Source organism: Streptomyces globisporus C-1027, from assembly GCF_000261345.2.
GTDB classification, from domain to species: Bacteria; Actinomycetota; Actinomycetes; order Streptomycetales; family Streptomycetaceae; genus Streptomyces; species Streptomyces pakalii.
In genome coordinates this window covers 973,424-992,154 of the sequence record NZ_CP013738.1, presented here as the reverse complement: position 1 = coordinate 992,154, position 18,731 = coordinate 973,424, and the positions used below count along the sequence as shown (strand labels likewise).

The following is an 18,731-nucleotide window of genomic DNA, read 5'->3' as shown; positions in this document are numbered from 1 at the left end:
CCGGGACCGTCCCCGAACGGCCCCGGGGCTCCGGCCCGGGGCCTCGGAAGCCGTCGCGGAGCTCTTGGCCTCTCAGCGCCGCCCCGGGGCCCAGCTCCCGCCCAGCTCCGGCGCGAGCCACCGCGCCGCGCCGGCCGCGAAGTCCGCGCCCGGCAGCGCACCCGCACCGGCCGGTACCGCGCCCAGCAGCGGCGCACCCGCCGCCACCGGCAGGTCCTCGACGTTGCACCGGGACGCGAGGTCCGGCTCCGCCGGCATGCTGCCGATCACCACACCCCGGCAGCCGAGGCCCCGGCTCCGCAGCGCCTCGGCCGTCAACGCGGTGGCGTTCAGCGTCCCCAGACCCGCGGGGGCCACCACCAGCACCGGCGCGGACAGCAGCCGGGCCGCGTCCGCGAGCGTGGAGCCCTCGTCGTCGAACCGTACGAGCAGCCCGCCCGCACCCTCCACCAGCACGAGGTCGTGCTCGGTGGCGAGCTTCTGAGCCGCCTCGGCGACCTCGAACGGCCGCACCGGGGCGAGACCCGCCCGCCGGGCGGCCGTGGCCGGGGCCAACGGCTCCGGGAACCGGGCCAGTTCGACCGCCGTCACATGGCTTCCCGCCAGGCGCGCGACCTCGGCCGCGTCGCCCGGCTCCCCGGGGGCGAGACCCGTCTGCGCGGGCTTGAGGACCGCGACCCGGCGGTCCCGCGCGGCGGCCGCCACCGCGGCGGTCACCACGGTCTTGCCGATCTCCGTGCCCGTACCGGACACCACCAGAATCGTCGACATAGCGCTTCAGCCCTCCCGTGCCGCGGCGCACACGGCCCGGCAGATCCGGGCCACGTCCTCGTCGCCCGTGACGTACGGCGGCATCGTGTAGACGAGATCGCGGAACGGCCGCAGCCACACGCCCTCGCGCACGGCCGCGCGGGTCGCCGCCGCCATGTCCACCTCGTGGTCGAGCTGGACGACCCCGATCGCCCCGAGGACGCGTACGTCCACGACTCCCGCGAGGCCCGCGGCGGGCGCGAGCCCGGTGCGCAGCCCCGCGCCGATCCGCGCGACCTCGCCCTCCCAGTCCTGCCCGAGCAGCAGGTCCACCGAGGCCGAGGCCACCGATGCGGCCAGCGGGTTGCCCATGAACGTCGGCCCGTGCGCCAGCACCGGAACCTCGCCGCTGGAGATGCCCTCGGCCACCCGGGTGGTGCACAGCGTCGCCGCCATCGTGAGATAGCCGCCGGTCAGCGCCTTGCCGACGCACATGACGTCCGGCGAGATCCCGGCATGCCCGGCGGCGAACAGCGTGCCCGTACGCCCGAAACCGGTCGCGATCTCGTCGAGGACCAGCAGGACGTCGTGCTCGTCGCACGCCTCGCGCAGCACCCGGAGATAGGCGGGGGAGTGGAACCGCATCCCGCCGGCTCCCTGCACGACCGGCTCCACGATGACCGCCGCCAACTCCTCGGCGTGCGCGGCGATCAGCTCCCGCAGATGCGTGACGTACCCGGCATCCGGCTTCGCGTCGAAACCGTCCGGCGGGGCGTCGGCGAAGACCTGCCGGGGAAGGGAGCCCGACCACAGCTCGTGCATCCCGCCCTCCGGGTCGCACACCGACATCGGCTGCCAGGTGTCCCCGTGGTAGCCCCCGCGCCAGGTCAGCAGCCGCCGCTTGGCCGGACGGCCGGCCGAACGCCAGTACTGCAGGCACATCTTGACCGCTACCTCGACCGACACCGAACCGGAGTCGGCCAGGAAGACATGCTGGAGCGGCTCCGGAGTGATCTCCACCAGCCGGGTCGCCAGCCGGACGGCTGGCTCGTGCGTGAGCCCGCCGAACATCACATGGCTCATCCGGTCCAGCTGGCCGCGTGCGGCCTCGTTGAGGACCGGGTGGTTGTAGCCGTGCACCGCCGACCACCAGGACGACATGCCGTCCACCAACTCGCGCTGCCCCTCCACGGGTTCGGCGAGCCGGAGCCGTACCCCGGAGGCCGACTCCACGATCAGCGGCTCCTGGCGGCCGGGCATCGGACCGTACGGGTGCCAGACGTGCGCGCGGTCGAGCGCCCGCAGTTCGTCGGGGGCGTACGGCTTCGGCGCGGCGGCTCCGGAGTGCGCGGCCTGCCGGGGGAGCGCGGGGGCGTACGGCTCAGGCATTGGGGGCGAGATCCGTTCCCGCACCGCGCCGGCGGACCGCCACCAGATCCGTGCGCGGCGCGCCGTTCGCCTCCGTACGCCCGGCCGGAACGTCCGCGTCCGTGTCGGCGACCGCCACCGGTTCCTGCTCCGCGTGGCCGCCGCACGGTCCGCAGCCGCCATCGCCCCCGTGCGAACCGCACCCCGCGGACTCCTGCGTTCCGCACCCGGCTGGCTCCGCCGCCGTACCGCAGCCGCCGGCCAGTGCGTCGGCCCGGTGGCGCGGCAGCGTCGTCGTGCCCGCGCCCTCCACCTCGAAACCGGCGTCCGCGATCATGTCCAGGTCGGCCTGACCTGCCTGGCCCTCGCTCGTCAGGTAGTCGCCCAGGAAGACCGAGTTGACCAGGTGCAGCGCCAGCGGCTGCATCGACCGCAGATGCACTTCACGGCCGCCCGCGAGCCGCACCTCGACGTCGGGGCAGACGAAGCGGACCATCGCCAGAATCCGCAGGCAGCGCTGCGGGGTGAGGTTCCACTCCTTGGCGAGCGGCGTCCCCTCGAACGGGATCAGGAAGTTCACCGGCACCGAGTCCGGGTCCAGGTCGCGCAGCGCGAACACCACGTCGACCAGGTCCTTGTCGCTCTCGCCCATCCCGGCGATCAGCCCGGAACACGCCGAGAGCCCGGCGGCCTGGGCCTGCTGCACGGTCTCCACCCGGTCCGCGTAGGTGTGGGTGGTGGTGATCGCCCCGTACGTCTCCTCGGACGTGTTCAGGTTGTGGTTGTACGCGTCGGCGCCCGCCGAACGCAGCCGGTCGGCCTGGCCGTCGGAGAGCAGACCGAGGCAGGCGCAGACCTCGATGCCCTCGTTCTCCTCCTTGATGGCCTCGATGGTCCTGGTGACCCGGTCCACGTCCCGGTCCGTGGGACCGCGTCCGCTCGCCACCAGACAGACCCGCTTCGCGCCGCCCGCGACCCCGGCGGCGGCGGCCTTGGACGCCTCCTCCGGCTTCAGCCAGGTGTACTTGAGGATTCCGGCCTTCGAGCCGAGCCGCTGCGAGCAGTAGGAGCAGTCCTCGGGGCAGAGCCCGGACTTCAGGTTGACCAGATAGTTGAGCTTGACGCGCCGCCCGAACCACTGACGGCGCACCTTCCCGGCGGCGGCCACCACGTCGAGCAGCTCGTCGTCGGAGGTCGCCAGTACGGCGAGCGCTTCTTCGCGGCTCGGCAGTTCGCGCCGCAGCCCCTTGTCCACCAGCGTGTTCAGCAGGTCCATGAAAGATGATCCTGGCCTACGGCACCGCCTCCAGCCAAGGAGGAACCAGACAGGAGACCCGGGCGGGGGTGTGTGTATTGCCACACCCTGACCTGCTGCGCACCCGGCTAGGGTCTGTGGGCTGCCTACAAAGACAGGGACCGCCCCATGTCCTTCGCCCCGTTCGACTGGATCGACGCCGAGGCCCGCCGCCGGGCCGCCGCCGGACTCGTACGCACCCTGCGTCCGCGCGACGCCGAGCCGGAGCTGCTGGACCTCGCGAGCAACGACTACCTGGGCCTCACCCGGCACCCCGAGGTCACCGCCGCCGCGGCCGCCGCCGCCCACCGCTGGGGCGCGGGCGCCACCGGCTCCCGGCTGGTCACCGGCTCCACCGCCCTGCACGCCGAACTCGAACGGGAGCTGGCCGCGTTCTGCGGCTTCGAGGCGGCCCTCGTGCTCTCCTCCGGGTACGCGGCCAACCTCGCCGCGCTGACCGCGCTGTCCGGGCGCGGCTCCCTCATCGTCTCCGACGCGGGCAACCACGCCTCGATCGTGGACGGCTGCCGGCTCTCCCGCGCCGAGACCGCCGTCGTCCCCCACGCCGACCCGGACGCCGTCGCCAAGGCGTTCGGGGCCCATGAGGGGCGGGCCCTCGCGGTCACCGACTCGGTCTTCTCCGTCGACGGCGACGCCGCCCCGCTCCCGGCCCTGGCCGAGGTCTGCCGCTCCGCGAACGCCGCCCTGCTGGTCGACGACGCCCACGGCCTCGGCGTCCTGGGCGACGGCGGACGGGGGGCGCTCGCGGCGGCCGGACTGGCGGGCGGCGACGGGGTCGTGGCCACCCTCACCCTGTCCAAGTCGCTCGGCAGCCAGGGCGGAGCGGTTCTCGGGCCCGCCCGGGTCATCGACCACCTGGTCAACACGGCCCGGACGTTCATCTTCGACACCGGACTCGCCCCGGCGGCCGTCGGCGGTGCGCTCGGCGCCCTCGGAGTGCTGCGCCGGGAACCCGAACGGGCGGCCCGCGCCCGGGAGGTGGCCACCGCGCTGTACACGCGGCTCACCGCCGCCGGGCTGGAGGCGGTGAGGCCCGACGCGGCCGTCGTCTCCGTCCGGGCGCCGTCGGCGGACGCGGCGGTGCGCTGGGCGGCCGACTGCCGCACGGCCGGAATGGCGGTGGGCTGCTTCCGCCCGCCGTCCGTTCCGGACGGCATCTCCCGGCTGCGGCTGACCGCGCGCGCCGACCTGACCGAGGAGCAGATCACGACCGCGGTGGCCACGATCGTCGCCACCGCCCCCCGGCAGGCGGGCGCCGACGTCAGCTGACGGGCCCGGGACCGGCTCCGCGCGCACCGAGCCCGTCCACGAAGGTGGTCCAGGCCGCCACCGAGAACCGCAGCGGCGGCCGGTCCACGTCCTTGGAATCGCGTACGGCAAGGAGCGCGTCGGCGAACCGTGCGGTCTCCACGCAGTTGTTCATCCCGGTCGACCGGCTGCTGCGCCGCCACTGCGGGGCGGGCGGCGGGGTGGACGGCGGTGCCATCGATGGCGGCGGTGCGGCGGGCAGTGCGCGTCGGTCTGACATGGCGGCCCCCTCAGCTGCGTCTGAAGCTACGTCCGATCTCGGTGATGAGGTCCAGCGAGCGTTCGGGCGACAGCGCATGCGCCTGCAAGGTACGGAAGGCCGAGCTGTACGCCTCAAGGTCTTCTCTCCGCTCCAGATAGAGGCTACTCGTCAGGTGGTCAAGAACGACCACATCCAGATCAGAAATGTTCGGAAAGGAGAAGATGACGAAAGGGCCGGTGAGTCCGACGTACCCGCCCACCGAGAACGGCAGCAACTGGAGTTCCACGTGCGGCAGTTGAGACACCTGAGCCAGGTGCTGCAGCTGGTCCCGCATCACTTCGGGACCGCCTACCTCACGATGGAGCACCGCCTCGTCCAGCACCGCCGTGAACCGCAGCGGCGGGCTCGCGCGCAGCACCCGCTGACGGGTCAGCCGGACCTCGACCAGGGAGTCGAGGCGGCCGTCCGGTAACCCGTCCAGCGAGGCGCGGGTCACGGCGCGGGCGTACCCGGCGGTCTGGAGCAGCCCCGGCACCACCGACGTCTCCAGCGTCCGGACCGTACTGGCCTGCGATTCCAGACTGATGAAGTCGCGGTACTGCGGAGGGATCAGCCCCCGGTACGCGTGCCACCAGCCGGAACCACCGCCGCCCGCCGACCCCGCGAGGACTTCGAGCAGGGAGCGCAACTGCGGGTCGCACACCGCGTAGACGTCCAGCAGCCGCGCCACATCGGCCGGGGTCACCCCGCTGGCACCGGTCTCGATACGGCTCACCTTCGACTGGTGCCAGCCGAGCAGCCGTGCCGCCTCCCGGCTGGTCATCCCGCAGGCGTGACGCAGGCTCCGCAGCTCCTCACCGAGCTTGCGCCGCCGGACGACGGGGCCGTGCAGCATGCCGGTCTCCTTCCGCTGTCGGGAGGGGCCGAGCCGTCGCCGGGGCCGACCCGCAGAGGGGCCAGTGTGCCGTCCGTCCACGCCGTACGGGTCCCGAATTCACCGCTTCGAGCGACAGATATATGCATATCTTGGCCGAACCTCGTTACAGGGAGCTGCATCAATGGCAATCTGGCGCGAAGCACAAGCCCGGCCGACCGTCGCTCGGCCCAGGGCGGGAAAGGGGCGGTGTCGCCATGGCGGACCATCAGGAAGCAACCGTCACTCTGCCGAGCGATCCGGTCTCGGTCTCCGTGGCCCGCAGACATGTCGCCAGGACCCTGGCCGAATGGGGCCTGTCGGAGGACAGCGAGCTCGCCGACACCATCCGGCTGATCGTCTCGGAGCTGGCCACCAACGCCGTGCAGCACACGTTCGGCCAGTCGCCCACCTTCACCGTGGACCTGCGCCTCGAACGCGACGAGGAGCTCTATCTCGGCGTCACGGACAGTCACCCCCGGTGGCCCCAGAAACTGCCCGCCGCCGTACGGCAGGACAACGGCCGGGGCATGGTCATCATCCGGATGCTGGCCAAGGAGCGCGGCGGACGGCTCCAGGTCACGCCGACCGCCGAGGGCGGCAAGACGGTCTGGATCGCGCTGCCTTGGGTCGTCGCGGTGCAGGGCTGACCTGGTCGGGGCCGGGCTCGATGGGCTGACCGATCGGCGCGGGCCACGCGGGCCGGCGGGCCCGCCGGAGCGGCTCACCGGCCGGAGCGTACCCGGCACCGACCGGCCGCCGCCCCGACCGGTCGGCGCGGACCCGGTGGGGCGGCTAGCCCGCCGGAGCCCGGTTCGGCCCCGGGGCCGTGCCCCCGCGGCCGAAGCCGCTGCGCAGCAGAGCGAGCAGCGTCGCCGCGGCCGAGCTCGACCGGTCGCCCCGGTGCACCACCGAGATGGTCCGGCGGAACGACGCGGGCTCCAGCCGCCGGACGGACAGGGGGGCCGGTGCCATCGAGGCGACCATCTCCGGCACCACCGCCACGCCGAGCCCCGCACTGACCAGCGCGCACACCAGCGCGTACCCGGGTGACTCGCAGACCACCGCGGGCGTCGCCCCGGCCTCGGCGAGCGCGTCCTCGACCCCGCGCCGGGGCGGATGGGTGGGCGCACTGCTGATCAGCGGGCGCCCCGCCAGCTCGCCGACCGGCAGCCGCCCGGTGCCCTCGGCGAGCCGGTGCCCGACCGATGTGACGAGCACCAGCTCCTCGACCAGAAGCGGGTCGACGAGCACGCCCGTCGGCGGTGGCCCCACCGCGCCCGGTGCGTAGGCGTGCGTCAGGGCGAGATCCACCTCGCCCGCGGCGACGGCGGCGATGCCGCCGGGCGGCTCGTGGTCGGCGACGGCCAGCTCGACCTCGGGGTGGGCCCGCCGGAAGGCGCTCAGGACGGGCGGCAGCAGATGGATCCCGGCCGTCGTGAACGTCCCCACCCGCAGCCTGCCGCCCGAGAGCCCGGCCAGCTGCGCCAGCTCGTGCCGTGCCTGGTCCAGTTCGTCCAGCACCCGCCGGGCCCGGCCCGCCAGCAGCTCGCCCGCCGCCGTGAGCCGCGCCCCGCGATGGTGGCGCACCAGCAGCGCCGCCCCCGCCTCCCGCTCCAGCTTGGCCAGCTGCTGCGAGAGCGCGGGCGCGGTGTAGCCGAGGCGGGCGGCCGCCCGGGTGATCGATCCGGCCTCCGCGACCGCCACGAGCGCCGCGAGCCGTGTCGGGTCGTACATGAAAGCGTTCCTTTAGGCAGACCCAGAAGATTGCAAGTACACGCTAAAGGCTGCGCAGGTCCAAGGTGGACCTCATGGACGCACAACTGATCGCCTTCACCGGGGTCGCCGCCGGCATGGTCGCGCTGCCCGGCGCCGACTTCACCGTCGTCGTCCGCAACGCCCTGGCCTCGCGCACCGCGGGCCTGGCCTCGGCGTTCGGCGTCGCCGGAGGACTGCTGGTGCACACCGCCCTCGCGGTCGCCGGACTCGCCGCGGTGCTGGTGACGATGCCCGTGCTCTTCCGCGCCGTCCAGCTGCTCGGCGGTGCGTACGTCCTCTACCTCGGGCTCAGCGCGCTGTACGCGATCCGCCGCCGCCCGGCGCAGGACGGATCCGGTACGCCTTCGGGGGCGCCGGAAGACGAGCCGGAGCGACCCGCGCCCAGGGAGTTCGGACGCGCGTGGCGCCAGGGGTTCCTGACCAACGCGCTCAACCCGAAGGCCCCGGTCCTCTTCCTCAGCCTGCTGCCGCAGTTCGTGCCCGACGGTCAGCCGCCGCTGCCCAGGACCCTGTTGCTCGCGGCCCTGGTGGTGGTGCTGGCGCTGATCTGGTTCCCGGCCGTCGCCCTGCTCGTGGACCGGCTGGGCCGGTGGCTGCGCCGCCCGCGTACCGCCCGCGCCATCGAGGGCGGCAGCGGGGTGGCGCTCACCGGACTGGGACTCGCCCTGGTCACCGGCCCGCTGCTGCGCTGAGAGCGGAGCCCGGCAGGGGCGGTGCCGGCAGGGGAGGGCGGCAGGGGAGGCGGCCGGGGCCGGTGGCGCAAGGAAAGAGCGTCCGGTCGGTGGGTCAGCGGACCCGTCCGTACCAGACGCTCTTGGACCAGATTTTCGCCAGTCGCACCACGTCCCCCGATTTGGGGGAGTGCCAGATCTTCCCGGCCCCGGCGTAGATGCCCACGTGGTAGACGCTGCGCCCCGAATGGAAGAAGACGAGGTCGCCGCGTTTACGCTGCGACTTCGCGATATGGCGCGTTTTGTTGTACTGCTGCTGTGCCGTGCGGGGAAGCTTCTTGCCGGCCTTCTTGAACGAGTAGAGCGTCAGCCCCGAACAGTCGAAGCGGCTGGGGCCCGACGCTCCGTACTTGTAGGGAGCCCCCTTCTTCGATGCGGCGACCTTCAGGGCCTTCGTCGAGTGGGCGGTGGCGGCCTCGGCATCGCTCACCAGACCGGGCGCCAGCATCGAGGACGTCACGGCCAGGGTGAGCGCCGAAGCCGTACCGACCCGGGCGAACAGAGACGGGACATGAACCTGCGCAGACATGCGCAACCCTTCGTCAGCCGCCTGTGAAGGATGACCTGTCGGGTTCGGGCTGGCGAAGTTGCCCGGCCGCGTCGCGGCTTCACCCCGAGGGCTTCCCGGTCTCCCGGTCGGCCCGTTGTGCTCGGGTCCTCCACTCCTGCCGATCCACTTCTGTCGACCAGTCATCCGGGCGGCGGCAGGACTCGGCGTCCGCCCGGACCGCCCCGCCGCGGCGGCGGGGGCTTGTCGTCCCAGGGATCTTGACGCACTCCGTGCCGGATTTCCGAGCTGAAACGGCGATTTGTGAGTCTCCTCACCACTGATCCATTCAGGTGGACAGGCCGGATTCGCGCTCGCCGACGAGCCCGGCGCACACCCTCGCACCAGGGACGAAAGCATGCATTTCGAGTACGGGCCGCGCTCCGAACGCAAGTTGGGCCGTCGCTCGCGCGGGTGATGGCCTACGCCGAACGAGCGAGGAAATGTGATCGAGGGATCGGGCGTGTCGTGCGGCGGCCCGACCGGTCCGCTCCCGTAAGGCGCTCTCGGTGCGCCGGGCGGGTCGGTTCACCGGTGGTCAGTTCACTTCGGGTCAGTTCACTTCGGGTCGGTTCACCGGTGGTCGGTCACCGGCGGAGGCATCGCGACCCGGCCCGCCCGGCGCTCCCCGTCCAGGACGCGCAGGGCCCGCGCCAGGGTGGCGGCGTGGAGCCGTGACTCGCCGCGCTCGTGCATCAGGGCCAGGGCGTCGCGCAGGGCCGCCGCCCCGGAGGCCAGGGCCTGGGCGGCCCGCAGCGCGCTGTAGGTGTCGCCGCCGTGCGCCGGGTTGATCCGGCCCACCTGGTCGAGCACGGCCAGATAGCAGTCGACGAACTCGCCCTCGGCGCGGGTCAGCGCGGGCAGGGGCGGGAACTCGGGTGGCTCCATCGGCGTCTCACCTCGCGTCGTAGGGCGCCGGTCGTACGGCGGCCGGGTGGGTCAGCGGTTCTCCACGACGTGGTCGACCAGCCCGTGGGCGAGGGCGGCCTTCGCGTCGAGGATGGTGTCGCGCTCGATGTCGGCGGTGATCTGCTCCGCGGTCCGGCCCGTGTGCCGGACCAGCATGGCCGCGAACATCTCGCGGGTGCGCACCAGTTCGCGCGCGTGGATCTCCAGGTCGGACGGCTGGCCCCGCATCGGCTCCTCCAGTGCGGGCTGCTGAATGACTACCCGCGCGCCGGGCAGTGCATGTCGCCGCCCCTTCGCCCCGGCCGCCAGCAGAGCCGCCGCGTAGGAGCCGGCCTGCCCCAGGCAGAAGGTCTCCACCTCGCAGGTCAGGAACTGCATCGTGTCGTAGACCGCCGCCATCGCCTGGAACGAACCGCCGGGGGAGTTGATGTACAGCGACAGGGGACGGTCCGGATCGGCGTGCTCCAGATACATGAGCTGGGCGATGAGATCGGTCGCGGCGGTGTCGTCGATCGGGCTCCCGAGGAAGACGATCCGCTCGGACAGCAGCTTGGAGTACGGGTCCTGCGTCCGGGTCCCGGTCGCGGTGCGCTCGGTGAACTCGGGAAGGACGTAGCGGGCGGCGGGGCGGATCATGGCGTGCCTCTCTCCTGGAGCTGACCATCCGTCTGGGTGTCCGGCCATCCGTAAAAAATGTACAGGACGTACAGAAGGTTATGATGGTGACTATGGCCTACGAGATTCCGGTGACGCAAGCACGGGCGGAGCTCGCCGAACTGATCAACCGTGTCGTCTACGGCGGCGAACGCGTCGTGGTGACCCGGCACGGCAAGCCCCTCATCGCGCTGGTCTCCGCCGCTGACCTGCAACGACTCGAAGCGGAGGAGGCTGCTGCCGAGGAGCAGGTGATCAGCTCGGTCTCCTCGATCAACTCCGCGCCCTCCTCTCAGGGCGAACGGCGCCGGTTCGGTATCGCCGCCGAGCACCGCCCCCACGGCGGCAACGGCAACGGCGACGACCGGGACGCCTGACGCTCGGACCGGACGGCGTCCGCGCCGGACCGCGCTCGCGACAGCACGAAGCCGGGCAGCCCCTCCCTGAGGAGGGGCCACCCGGCTCGGCGCGTCCGGACCCGGTGCTCAGCCGGTCAGGGCCGGCTCCCGGGCGGGCTCGGCGGGGGCCGCTTCGGCGGGCTTCGGCGTCCGCCGGGCGAGCAGCACCGCCGCCAGTCCGAGGGCCGACCAGAGCGTGAGCGTCAGGACGGGCCCGCCCGCCGCGCTCCCGTCGAAGAAGGCGACCGAGCGGAGCAGGGAACCACCCGCGCCCGGCGGCAGCCACTGGCCGATCGCCCCGACGGGCTCGGGCAGCAGCTGCGGTGCGCTGGTGACACCGGAGAAGGAGTTGCCCAGCAGCACCATCAACAGGGCGCCGAGCCCCGCCACCGCCGAGCCGATGGCCAGCACGGTGAGCGCGAGCACGCCCGCCTCCGTCCACCAGTCGCCCGTGATCACGCCGAGCCAGCTGTGGGCCACGGCCGCGGCGGCGAGCCCCACCAGTGCGGACGCCGCCAGCAGGGTCAACGCGCCGCGCGCCCCGCGCAGCCCCATGAGGGTGACGACGGCTCCGGCCGCCATTCCCGCCAGGGCCAAGGGCAGGACGCTCGCGCCGAGCGCGCTGCCGCGCGGGTCCCCGACCGGTGCGGCGACCACATCGGTGACCTCGACCTGCGTGCCCTCCGGGACGGACGCGGTCACGGCCTCGCGCAGCAGCTGGGAGACGACCGGGCTCGCCGCCGACGCGGTGAGCAGGTGCGGCCCCTGCGGGGTGGCGACGACCGCTCCGTATACGACCCGGTCCTCGATCGCGGCCCGGGCGGCGGCCTCGTCGGCGTAACGGTGCACCTCGAAGGCGCCGTCGCGCTGCTCGAACCGCCGCTCCAGCTGCTCGGCGGCCGGCGCCGCGCCCGCGACGCCGACCGGGAGGTCGCGCGGCGCGATCCGGGCGGCGGGCCAGGCGAAGGCCCAGAGGGCGAGGGTCACCATCAGGGGGATCAGCAGGATCACCGCTACCGCGCGGCGGTTGGGTGCGGTGGAGGAGGCCGCCCGCATGACGCCGCCCCCCCCACCCCGGACGCGTTGCTCAGCCGGGTGCTCGGCGGGGTGCTCTCGGGTCAGGTGCACGGACTGGAACGCCGTATCTTCGCCGCGCTCGTGGTCCAGCTCGCGTCCGAGACGCTGCGCGACGAGCGGCTCGCCGCACTCCTCGACGAGGGGTACGCCATCATGCGTGTCGCCTGGGGGGGGGCTCGTCGATGCCTACCGCTCCACCGGGATCCTGAGCAGCGACGTGCCCGGCGACCATGTGGCGCGCACGATGATCGCGACGGCGCAGGGCTTCATCGTGCAGGAGGCGCTGTTCGGGGACGTGCGCCCCGAGGTGCTGGAGGGTGGGTTGCGCGGTCTGATGTCCATCACCCCGCAAAAGATCAGTTAACGCAATGGAAAAACTTCCGCCCTAACGTGCAATGCCTGGTCGCGAGACCTCCGTTCCCGTTCAACGAGTTGTTGAACGGGGATAGGGTCCCGCTGCGTCCGGAGCCAGGAACCGGGCGGAAGACGATGAGGTGGAAGCGTGCAACTGACCCCGCACGAGCAGGAGCGCCTGCTCATCCATGTGGCCGCCGACGTGGCCGAGAAGCGCCGGGCGCGCGGGCTGAAGCTCAACCACCCCGAGGTTGTCGCCCTGATCACCGCCCACCTCCTGGAAGGCGCCCGGGACGGCCGCACCGTCGCCGAACTCATGGCATCGGGGCGGAAGTTGCTCACCCGGGACGACGTCATGGAAGGCATCCCGGAGATGCTCCACGACGTCCAGGTCGAGGCCACCTTCCCCGACGGCACGAAGCTCGTCACCGTCCACGACCCGATCGTCTGACGGGGGAGCGCCGATGATTCCCGGAGAGATCCTGTACGGGGACGGGGACATCCCCGTCAACGAGGGGCGACCGGTCACCCGCCTCACCGTCCTCAACGCCGCCGACCGCCCCGTCCAGGTCGGCTCCCACTACCACTTCGCCGAGGCCAACCCCGGGCTGCACTTCGACCGCACCACCGCCCACGGCCTGCGGCTGAACATCGCCGCCGGTACGGCGGTCCGCTTCGAACCCGGCATCCCCACCGACGTCGAACTCGTCCCCCTCGCCGGCCGCCGCGTCGTCCCCGGCCTGCGCGGCGAAACCGGAGGTGCCCTCGATGCCTGACCTCAAGCGGGCGGTGTACGCCGACCTGTTCGGGCCCACCACAGGCGACCGGATCCGGCTCGCCGACACGGATCTGCTCGTCGAGATCGAGGAGGACCGCTCCGGCGGCCCCGGAAACGCCGGCGACGAGGCGGTGTTCGGCGGCGGCAAGGTGATCCGCGAGTCCATGGGCCAGGCCCGCACCACCCGGGCCGAAGGCGCGCCCGACACCGTCATCACCGGCGCCGTCGTCATCGACCACTGGGGCATCGTCAAGGCCGACATCGGCATCCGGGACGGCCGGATCACCGGCATCGGCAAGGCCGGGAACCCGGACACCATGGACGGCGTCCACCCCGACCTGGTGATCGGCCCGGAGACCGAGGTCATCGCGGGCAACGGGAAGCTGCTCACGGCCGGGGCGGTCGACGCCCACGTCCACTTCATCTCGCCCACCCTCGTCGACCAGGCGCTCTCCAGCGGCATCACGACCCTCGTCGGAGGCGGCACCGGCCCTGCCGAAGGCACCAAGGCCACCACCGTCACCCCCGGCCCCTGGCACCTGGCCCGGATGTTCGAGGCGCTGGAGACCTTCCCGGTCAACATCGGGCTGCTCGGCAAGGGCAACACGATGTCGCAGGACGCCATGCACTCCCAATTGCGCGGCGGGGCACTGGGATTCAAGATCCACGAGGACTGGGGTGCCACGCCCGCCGTCATCGACGCCTGCCTCACCGTCTGCGAGCGGACCGGCGCGCAGCTCGCCATCCACACGGACACCCTCAACGAGGCCGGGTTCGTCGCCGACACCCTCGCCGCCATCGCCGGCCGGACGATCCACGCGTACCACACCGAGGGGGCGGGCGGCGGGCACGCGCCCGACATCATCAGCGTGGTCTCCGAGCCGCACGTCCTGCCCAGCTCGACCAACCCCACCCGGCCGCACACCGTCAACACCATCGAGGAACACCTCGACATGCTGATGGTCTGCCACCACCTCAACCCCGCCGTCCCCGAGGACCTGGCGTTCGCCGAGTCGCGGATCCGGCCCTCCACGATCGCGGCCGAGGACATCCTCCACGACCTCGGCGCCATCTCGATCATCTCCTCGGACTCCCAGGCCATGGGGCGGATCGGCGAGGTGATCCTGCGGACCTGGCAGACCGCCCATGTGATGAAGAAGAGGCGCGGAGCCCTGCCCGGTGACGGCCGGGCCGACAACCACCGGGTCCGTCGCTATGTCGCCAAATACACCATCAACCCGGCCGTCGCCCAGGGCATGGGCGGCGAGATCGGCTCCGTGGAGACCGGCAAGCTCGCCGACCTGGTGCTCTGGGATCCGGCGTTCTTCGGCGTGAAGCCGCAGACCGTCATCAAGGGCGGTCAGATCGCGTACGCGCAGATGGGCGACGCCAACGCCTCCATCCCGACGCCCCAGCCGGTGATGCCCCGGCCGATGTTCGGCGCACTGGGCCGGGCGGCCGCGCGCGGCTCGTTCAACTTCGTCTCCGCCGCCGCGATCGAGGACGGACTGCCCGAACGGCTCGCCCTGGACAAGCCGTTCGTGCCGATCACCAGCACCCGGGGGGTCACCAAGGCGGACATGCGGGAGAACGACGCCGTGCCCCGCGTCGACGTCGACCCGGACAGTTTCGCCGTCACCATCGACGGCGATCCGGTCGAGCCGGCTCCTGCGGCGGAACTGCCCATGGCCCAGCGCTACTTCCTCTTCTGAGAGCCGGCGGACCACAGCCATGTCACGTGCAGCTCTCCTCGTCCTCGCCGACGGCCGGTTCCCCGCCGGAGGCCACGCCCACTCCGGTGGCGCCGAACCGGCCGTCGCCGAGGGCCGCGTCCGGGACGCCGACTCCCTCGCCGCTTTCTGCCGGGGCCGTCTGCACACCGCGGGCCTCACCGCCGCCGCCCTCGCCGCGGCGGCGGCCCACGGCCTCGACCCGCTCGCCCTCGACGAGGCCGCCGATGCCCGTACGCCCTCGCCAGCCCTGCGGGCCACCGCCCGGAAGCTGGGCCGGCAGATGATGCGGGCGGCCCGCGCCACCTGGCCCGGTCCCGAACTGGACGCGCTCGCCGCGGCCCGGCCACGTGGCGCCCACCAGCCCGTCGTCCTCGGGGTCACCGCGCGGTCGGCGGGCCTCGGCCCCGAGGACGCCGCGCACTGTGTCGCGTACGAGACCGTCAGCGGCCCCGCCACCGCCGTCGTCCGGCTCCTCTCCCTCGACCCCTTCCACGCCACCGCCGTCCTGGCCCGGCTCGCCCCGGACCTGGACCGGGTCGCGGAACAGGCCGCCGAGGCAGCCCGGCAGGGCATCGACGCCCTGCCCGCCGCCTCGGCCCCGCTCCTCGACATCACCGCCGAGGCGCACGCCGCCTGGCCGGTCCGCCTGTTCGCCTCGTAACCCTCCAAGAAAGCTTCCTGAACCTCCAAGAAACAGGAGCAGCCCCATGCACCTCGGCCACACCCACGACGGCCCCGCCGCCGTCAGCGCCGACGCCACCCGCCCCGACGGCACCCGGCGCGCCCTGCGCATCGGCCTCGGCGGCCCCGTCGGCACCGGTAAGACGGCCACCGTCGCCGCCCTCTGCCGGGAACTGCGCGACCGTCTCTCCATCGCCGTCGTCACCAACGACATCTACACCCGGGAGGACGCCGACTTCCTCCTGAACAACGCCGTCCTGCCGCCCGAGCGCATCCAGGCCGTCGAGACCGGCGCCTGCCCGCACACCGCGATCCGCGACGACATCTCCGCCAACCTCGAAGCGGTCGAGGACCTGGAGGACGCGGTCGGCCCGCTCGACCTGATCCTCGTCGAGTCCGGCGGCGACAACCTCACCGCCACCTTCTCCAAGGGCCTGGTCGACGCGCAGATCTTCGTCATCGACGTCGCGGGCGGCGACGACATCCCGCGCAAGGGCGGCCCCGGCGTCACCACCGCCGACCTCCTCGTCATCAACAAGACGGACCTCGCCCCGTACGTCGGCTCCGACCTGGAGCAGATGGCCCTGGACGCCAAGAAGCAGCGCGGCGACCTCCCCGTCGCCTTCACCTCCCTGACCTCGGCCGAGGGCGTAGGACCGGTCGCCGACTGGGTGCGCGCACAGCTCACCGCCTGGACCGCGTGAGCGTCCACGCGCGCGCCCGGCTCCGCGCGGTGCCGGACGGGCGGGGCGGCACCGCCCTGCCCGTCCTGGAGAGCGCAGGCCCGCTCGCCCTGCGTCGCACCCGTTCCCCGCACCCCCCGTACGCCCGGGTCACCGTGGTCGGCGCGATGAGCGCCCCGCTCAACGGCGACCGCCTCGCCATCGAGGCCGAGGCCGCCGACGGCGCACGCCTCACCGTCGATGCGGCGGCGGCCACCGTCGCCCTCCCGGGCCCACGACCGGACGCCGACCCGTCCTCGTACACCGTCGACCTGACCGTGGGGGAGGGGGCGATCCTGCACTGGCTCCCCGAACAACTGGTCTCCGCCCACGGCAGCCGCCTGCACCAGGCCACCCGGGTCCAACTTGCCCCTACCGCACGCCTCCTGCTGCGCGAGGAACAGATCCTCGGCCGCCACGGCGAACCCACCGGCGCCCTCACGACCCGCCTCACCGTCCACCGCGCGGGCCGCCCCCTCCTCGACCAGCAAGTGGCCTACGGCCCCGACGCCCCCGACGGCTGGGACGGCCCGGCCGTCCTCGCCGGCCACCGGGCCGTCGGGCAACTCCTCCTCGCCGACCCGTCCTTCGAGGACGCCCCGCTCCCGGCCCGCCTCCTCGGCCCCACCGCAGCGCTTACCCCACTGGCGGGCCCCGCCGTCCTGGTCACCGCGGTGGCAGCGGACGCCCGCCTGCTACGCGGGATTTTGGACGACGCGATGCGAGAACTGCTGGACGGGCTGAAGGAGAGTTTCGAGGACTGAGTCCGCTCAGCGAACTTCCTTCACCGGTTATGGGTTCGGTAAAGAAACAGGTGTACGCCCTGGCCCCAGGTGCCCCACAGACGAAAGGATCCCCGCGACGTACCGATGACCACTCCGCCCCCTCGGCGGCGGATCGGATGAAGGGGGATTCACGTGAGACGTACGACAGTGCTCGGCTCGGCCGGGGCTCTCGTCGCGGGCACGCTCATAGCGGGGGCCATGGCCGCACCCGCGGCGAGCGCCGACGGCCGGCACCACGGCCGGGGCGACGCCGAGGCGCGCGGGGTCGCCGTCGCGGCGCAGCGGGCGGCGAAGAGCGGGATCGACTGGAAGGACTGCCCGGAGGACTGGGGTCTGAGCGCCCCCATCCAGTGCGGCTGGGTCACCGTGCCGCTCGACTACGCCAAGCCGCACGGCAAGAAGATCAAGCTCGCCGTCGACCGGCACGTCAGTACCGGCACGAAGGCCGAGCGGCAGGGCGCCCTGCTCTACAACCCGGGCGGGCCCGGCGGTTCGGGGATGCGCTTCCCCACCCGGATCACCGCCAAGAACCCGCTCTGGACGAAGACCGCGAAGGCGTACGACTTCGTCGGCTTCGACCCGCGCGGCGTCGGCCACTCGGCCCCGATCTCCTGTGTCGACCCGCAGGAGTTCGTGAAGGCGCCCAAGGCCGACCCGGTCCCCGACAGCGAGGCCGACAAGCGCGCCCAGCGCAAGCTGGCCCGCGAGTACGCCGAGGGGTGCGGCGAGCGCAGCGGCGCGATGCTGCCGCACATGACGACGCCGAACACGGCACGCGACCTGGACGTCATCCGGGCCGCGCTCAGGGAGAAGAAGCTCAACTTCCTCGGCGTCTCCTACGGCACCTACCTGGGCGCCGTCTACGGCACGCTCTTCCCGACCCACGTCCGGCGCATGGTCGTCGACAGCGTGGTCGACCCGTCGCGGAAGAACATCTGGTACCGGGCGAACCTCAACCAGGACATCGCCTTCCAGATGCGCTGGGACGACTGGAAGGCGTGGGTCGCGCAGCACGACGATGTCTACGGCATCGGCGACACCCCGCAGAAGGTCGAGAAGGCCTGGCTGGAGCTGCGGGCCGCCGCGAAGAAGAAGCCCATCGGGGGCGTCGTCGGACCCGCCGAGCTGATCTCCTTCTTCCAGGGTGCCCCGTACTACGACTCCGCCTGGGCCCCCACCGCCAAGACCTGGAGCGCCTACCGGGCCGGTGACACCCAGGCGATGATCGACGCCGCCGCCCCCGACATGAGCGACCTCGCGGGCAACGCCGCATCCGAGAACGGCAACGCGGTCTACAGCGCAGTCGAGTGCGCCGACGCCAAGTGGCCCACCGACTGGCGCACCTGGGACCGGGACAACACCCGGCTGCACGAGAAGTACCCGTTCATGACGTGGGCCAACGCCTGGATGAACCTGCCCTGCGCCACCTGGCCCGCCAAGCAGCAGACCCCGCTGGACGTGAAGACCCGCAAGGGCCTGCCGCCGGTTCTCATCGTGCAGTCCACCCGCGACGCCGCCACCCCGTACGCGGGCGCGGTCGAGCTGCACAAGCGGTTCAAGGGCTCCCGGCTCATCACCGAGAAGGACGCCGGATCCCACGGCGTCACCGGGCTGGTGAACCCCTGCGTGAATGAGCGGGTGGACACCTACCTGCTCACCGGGAAGACCGACCGGCGCGACGTGACGTGCACCCCGCACGCCACGCCGAAGCCGTAGGACGCCCCTGC

General features: G+C 72.8%; 21 protein-coding genes and 1 pseudogene. 12 read left to right on the top strand and 10 right to left on the bottom strand.

The window, feature by feature from the left end; all coding sequences use genetic code 11:
* Positions 1-72: 72 nt before the first annotated feature.
* Genes bioD through bioB form a run of 3 tightly spaced genes read right to left on the bottom strand, consistent with a single transcriptional unit; the run spans position 73 to position 3,394 of the window.
* The gene (bioD, locus tag WQO_RS04205; RefSeq protein ID WP_010062316.1) at positions 73-771 is read right to left on the bottom strand and encodes a dethiobiotin synthase; all 699 of its coding nucleotides are present in this window, start codon (positions 769-771) and stop codon (positions 73-75) included.
* A gap of 6 nt (positions 772-777) precedes the next feature.
* Complete coding sequence (locus tag WQO_RS04200) at positions 778-2,139, bottom strand: adenosylmethionine--8-amino-7-oxononanoate transaminase (protein ID WP_010062317.1); 1,362 nt, start codon at positions 2,137-2,139, stop codon at positions 778-780.
* Positions 2,132-3,394, bottom strand: coding sequence for a biotin synthase BioB (gene bioB, locus WQO_RS04195; RefSeq protein WP_010062318.1), 1,263 nt, complete (start codon positions 3,392-3,394; stop codon positions 2,132-2,134). The genes WQO_RS04200 and bioB overlap by 8 nt, the downstream gene beginning before the upstream one ends.
* 147 nt (positions 3,395-3,541) lie before the next feature.
* Here bioB and WQO_RS04190 point away from each other — a divergent pair, with 147 nt between their 5' ends.
* Positions 3,542-4,702: an 8-amino-7-oxononanoate synthase gene (locus WQO_RS04190; protein WP_010062319.1), complete on the top strand. Its 1,161-nt coding sequence runs from the start codon at positions 3,542-3,544 to the stop codon at positions 4,700-4,702.
* Here the strand turns inward: WQO_RS04190 and WQO_RS34750 are convergent.
* A complete protein-coding gene (locus tag WQO_RS34750) occupies positions 4,695-4,961 on the bottom strand; it encodes a DUF397 domain-containing protein (protein WP_079055521.1) in 267 nt (88 codons plus the stop codon). The two genes, WQO_RS04190 and WQO_RS34750, sit on opposite strands and share 8 nt — an antisense overlap.
* 10 nt (positions 4,962-4,971) lie before the next feature.
* The gene (locus WQO_RS04185; RefSeq protein WP_010062321.1) at positions 4,972-5,838 is read right to left on the bottom strand and encodes a helix-turn-helix domain-containing protein; all 867 of its coding nucleotides are present in this window, start codon (positions 5,836-5,838) and stop codon (positions 4,972-4,974) included.
* A 236-nt stretch (positions 5,839-6,074) separates the two neighbouring features.
* Here WQO_RS04185 and WQO_RS04180 point away from each other — a divergent pair, with 236 nt between their 5' ends.
* Positions 6,075-6,506: an ATP-binding protein gene (locus WQO_RS04180; RefSeq protein WP_010062322.1), complete on the top strand. Its 432-nt coding sequence runs from the start codon at positions 6,075-6,077 to the stop codon at positions 6,504-6,506.
* Between the two features lie 145 nt (positions 6,507-6,651).
* Here the strand turns inward: WQO_RS04180 and WQO_RS04175 are convergent, their stop codons facing one another.
* Positions 6,652-7,593, bottom strand: a complete 942-nt coding sequence (locus WQO_RS04175) for a LysR family transcriptional regulator (protein WP_010062324.1) — start codon at positions 7,591-7,593, stop codon at positions 6,652-6,654.
* A 74-nt stretch (positions 7,594-7,667) separates the two neighbouring features.
* On the opposite strand from WQO_RS04175, the gene WQO_RS04170 reads away from it, so the two are divergent.
* On the top strand, positions 7,668-8,327 hold the full coding sequence (locus WQO_RS04170) for a LysE family translocator (RefSeq protein WP_010062326.1): 660 nt from the start codon (positions 7,668-7,670) through the stop codon (positions 8,325-8,327).
* A gap of 94 nt (positions 8,328-8,421) precedes the next feature.
* On the opposite strand, the gene WQO_RS04165 is transcribed toward WQO_RS04170, so the two are convergent.
* From WQO_RS04165 to WQO_RS04155, 3 genes are all read right to left on the bottom strand, one after another.
* On the bottom strand, positions 8,422-8,895 hold the full coding sequence (locus tag WQO_RS04165) for a C40 family peptidase (protein WP_010062327.1): 474 nt from the start codon (positions 8,893-8,895) through the stop codon (positions 8,422-8,424).
* A gap of 591 nt (positions 8,896-9,486) precedes the next feature.
* Positions 9,487-9,801 (bottom strand): hypothetical protein, encoded by a 315-nt coding sequence (locus WQO_RS04160; RefSeq protein WP_010062328.1) that lies wholly within the window; start codon positions 9,799-9,801, stop codon positions 9,487-9,489.
* Between the two features lie 51 nt (positions 9,802-9,852).
* A complete protein-coding gene (locus WQO_RS04155) occupies positions 9,853-10,458 on the bottom strand; it encodes an ATP-dependent Clp protease proteolytic subunit (RefSeq protein ID WP_010062329.1) in 606 nt (201 codons plus the stop codon).
* Between the two features lie 92 nt (positions 10,459-10,550).
* Here WQO_RS04155 and WQO_RS04150 point away from each other — a divergent pair, with 92 nt between their 5' ends.
* Positions 10,551-10,853: a type II toxin-antitoxin system Phd/YefM family antitoxin gene (locus tag WQO_RS04150; RefSeq protein ID WP_010062330.1), complete on the top strand. Its 303-nt coding sequence runs from the start codon at positions 10,551-10,553 to the stop codon at positions 10,851-10,853.
* 108 nt (positions 10,854-10,961) lie between these two features.
* On the opposite strand, the gene WQO_RS04145 is transcribed toward WQO_RS04150, so the two are convergent.
* Positions 10,962-11,930, bottom strand: a complete 969-nt coding sequence (locus tag WQO_RS04145; protein ID WP_010062331.1) for a hypothetical protein — start codon at positions 11,928-11,930, stop codon at positions 10,962-10,964.
* On the opposite strand from WQO_RS04145, the pseudogene WQO_RS04140 reads away from it, so the two are divergent.
* The 8 genes and pseudogenes from WQO_RS04140 to WQO_RS04105 form a co-directional block, all read left to right on the top strand.
* Positions 11,905-12,315 (top strand): annotated as a pseudogene (locus tag WQO_RS04140) (TetR/AcrR family transcriptional regulator); the annotation flags it as partial. The gene WQO_RS04145 and the pseudogene WQO_RS04140 sit on opposite strands and share 26 nt — an antisense overlap.
* A 138-nt stretch (positions 12,316-12,453) precedes the next feature.
* On the top strand, positions 12,454-12,756 hold the full coding sequence (locus tag WQO_RS04135; RefSeq protein ID WP_010062333.1) for an urease subunit gamma: 303 nt from the start codon (positions 12,454-12,456) through the stop codon (positions 12,754-12,756).
* Between the two features lie 13 nt (positions 12,757-12,769).
* On the top strand, positions 12,770-13,081 hold the full coding sequence (locus WQO_RS04130; RefSeq protein WP_010062334.1) for an urease subunit beta: 312 nt from the start codon (positions 12,770-12,772) through the stop codon (positions 13,079-13,081).
* Positions 13,074-14,795 carry an urease subunit alpha gene (locus WQO_RS04125; protein ID WP_010062335.1) on the top strand — a complete coding sequence of 574 codons (1,722 nt, stop codon included), beginning with the start codon at positions 13,074-13,076 and terminating at the stop codon, positions 14,793-14,795. Before WQO_RS04130 ends, WQO_RS04125 begins: the two co-directional genes overlap by 8 nt.
* 19 nt (positions 14,796-14,814) lie before the next feature.
* Positions 14,815-15,477, top strand: coding sequence for an urease accessory protein UreF (locus tag WQO_RS04120; RefSeq protein ID WP_010062337.1), 663 nt, complete (start codon positions 14,815-14,817; stop codon positions 15,475-15,477).
* Positions 15,478-15,523: 46 nt separating this feature from the next.
* Positions 15,524-16,201, top strand: a complete 678-nt coding sequence (gene ureG / locus WQO_RS04115) for an urease accessory protein UreG (RefSeq protein WP_010062338.1) — start codon at positions 15,524-15,526, stop codon at positions 16,199-16,201.
* Complete coding sequence (locus WQO_RS04110; protein ID WP_010062339.1) at positions 16,198-16,983, top strand: urease accessory protein UreD; 786 nt, start codon at positions 16,198-16,200, stop codon at positions 16,981-16,983. The genes ureG and WQO_RS04110 overlap by 4 nt, the downstream gene beginning before the upstream one ends.
* A gap of 153 nt (positions 16,984-17,136) precedes the next feature.
* Complete coding sequence (locus WQO_RS04105) at positions 17,137-18,720, top strand: alpha/beta hydrolase (RefSeq protein ID WP_237274103.1); 1,584 nt, start codon at positions 17,137-17,139, stop codon at positions 18,718-18,720.
* The last annotated feature ends 11 nt before the right edge of the window (positions 18,721-18,731 follow it).

Excerpts from the sequence above, each read along its gene's own strand:
- bioD (WP_010062316.1), bottom strand. The coding sequence starts at position 771 with ATGTCGACGATTCTGGTGGTGTCCGGTACGGGCACGGAGATCGGCAAG.
- WQO_RS04200 (WP_010062317.1), bottom strand. The coding sequence starts at position 2,139 with ATGCCTGAGCCGTACGCCCCCGCGCTCCCCCGGCAGGCCGCGCACTCC.
- bioB (WP_010062318.1), bottom strand. The coding sequence starts at position 3,394 with ATGGACCTGCTGAACACGCTGGTGGACAAGGGGCTGCGGCGCGAACTG.
- WQO_RS04190 (WP_010062319.1), top strand. The coding sequence starts at position 3,542 with ATGTCCTTCGCCCCGTTCGACTGGATCGACGCCGAGGCCCGCCGCCGG.
- WQO_RS34750 (WP_079055521.1), bottom strand. The coding sequence starts at position 4,961 with ATGTCAGACCGACGCGCACTGCCCGCCGCACCGCCGCCATCGATGGCA.
- WQO_RS04185 (WP_010062321.1), bottom strand. The coding sequence starts at position 5,838 with ATGCTGCACGGCCCCGTCGTCCGGCGGCGCAAGCTCGGTGAGGAGCTG.
- WQO_RS04180 (WP_010062322.1), top strand. The coding sequence starts at position 6,075 with ATGGCGGACCATCAGGAAGCAACCGTCACTCTGCCGAGCGATCCGGTC.
- WQO_RS04175 (WP_010062324.1), bottom strand. The coding sequence starts at position 7,593 with ATGTACGACCCGACACGGCTCGCGGCGCTCGTGGCGGTCGCGGAGGCC.
- WQO_RS04170 (WP_010062326.1), top strand. The coding sequence starts at position 7,668 with ATGGACGCACAACTGATCGCCTTCACCGGGGTCGCCGCCGGCATGGTC.
- WQO_RS04165 (WP_010062327.1), bottom strand. The coding sequence starts at position 8,895 with ATGTCTGCGCAGGTTCATGTCCCGTCTCTGTTCGCCCGGGTCGGTACG.
- WQO_RS04160 (WP_010062328.1), bottom strand. The coding sequence starts at position 9,801 with ATGGAGCCACCCGAGTTCCCGCCCCTGCCCGCGCTGACCCGCGCCGAG.
- WQO_RS04155 (WP_010062329.1), bottom strand. The coding sequence starts at position 10,458 with ATGATCCGCCCCGCCGCCCGCTACGTCCTTCCCGAGTTCACCGAGCGC.
- WQO_RS04150 (WP_010062330.1), top strand. The coding sequence starts at position 10,551 with ATGGCCTACGAGATTCCGGTGACGCAAGCACGGGCGGAGCTCGCCGAA.
- WQO_RS04145 (WP_010062331.1), bottom strand. The coding sequence starts at position 11,930 with ATGCGGGCGGCCTCCTCCACCGCACCCAACCGCCGCGCGGTAGCGGTG.
- WQO_RS04130 (WP_010062334.1), top strand. The coding sequence starts at position 12,770 with ATGATTCCCGGAGAGATCCTGTACGGGGACGGGGACATCCCCGTCAAC.
- WQO_RS04125 (WP_010062335.1), top strand. The coding sequence starts at position 13,074 with ATGCCTGACCTCAAGCGGGCGGTGTACGCCGACCTGTTCGGGCCCACC.
- WQO_RS04120 (WP_010062337.1), top strand. The coding sequence starts at position 14,815 with ATGTCACGTGCAGCTCTCCTCGTCCTCGCCGACGGCCGGTTCCCCGCC.
- ureG (WP_010062338.1), top strand. The coding sequence starts at position 15,524 with ATGCACCTCGGCCACACCCACGACGGCCCCGCCGCCGTCAGCGCCGAC.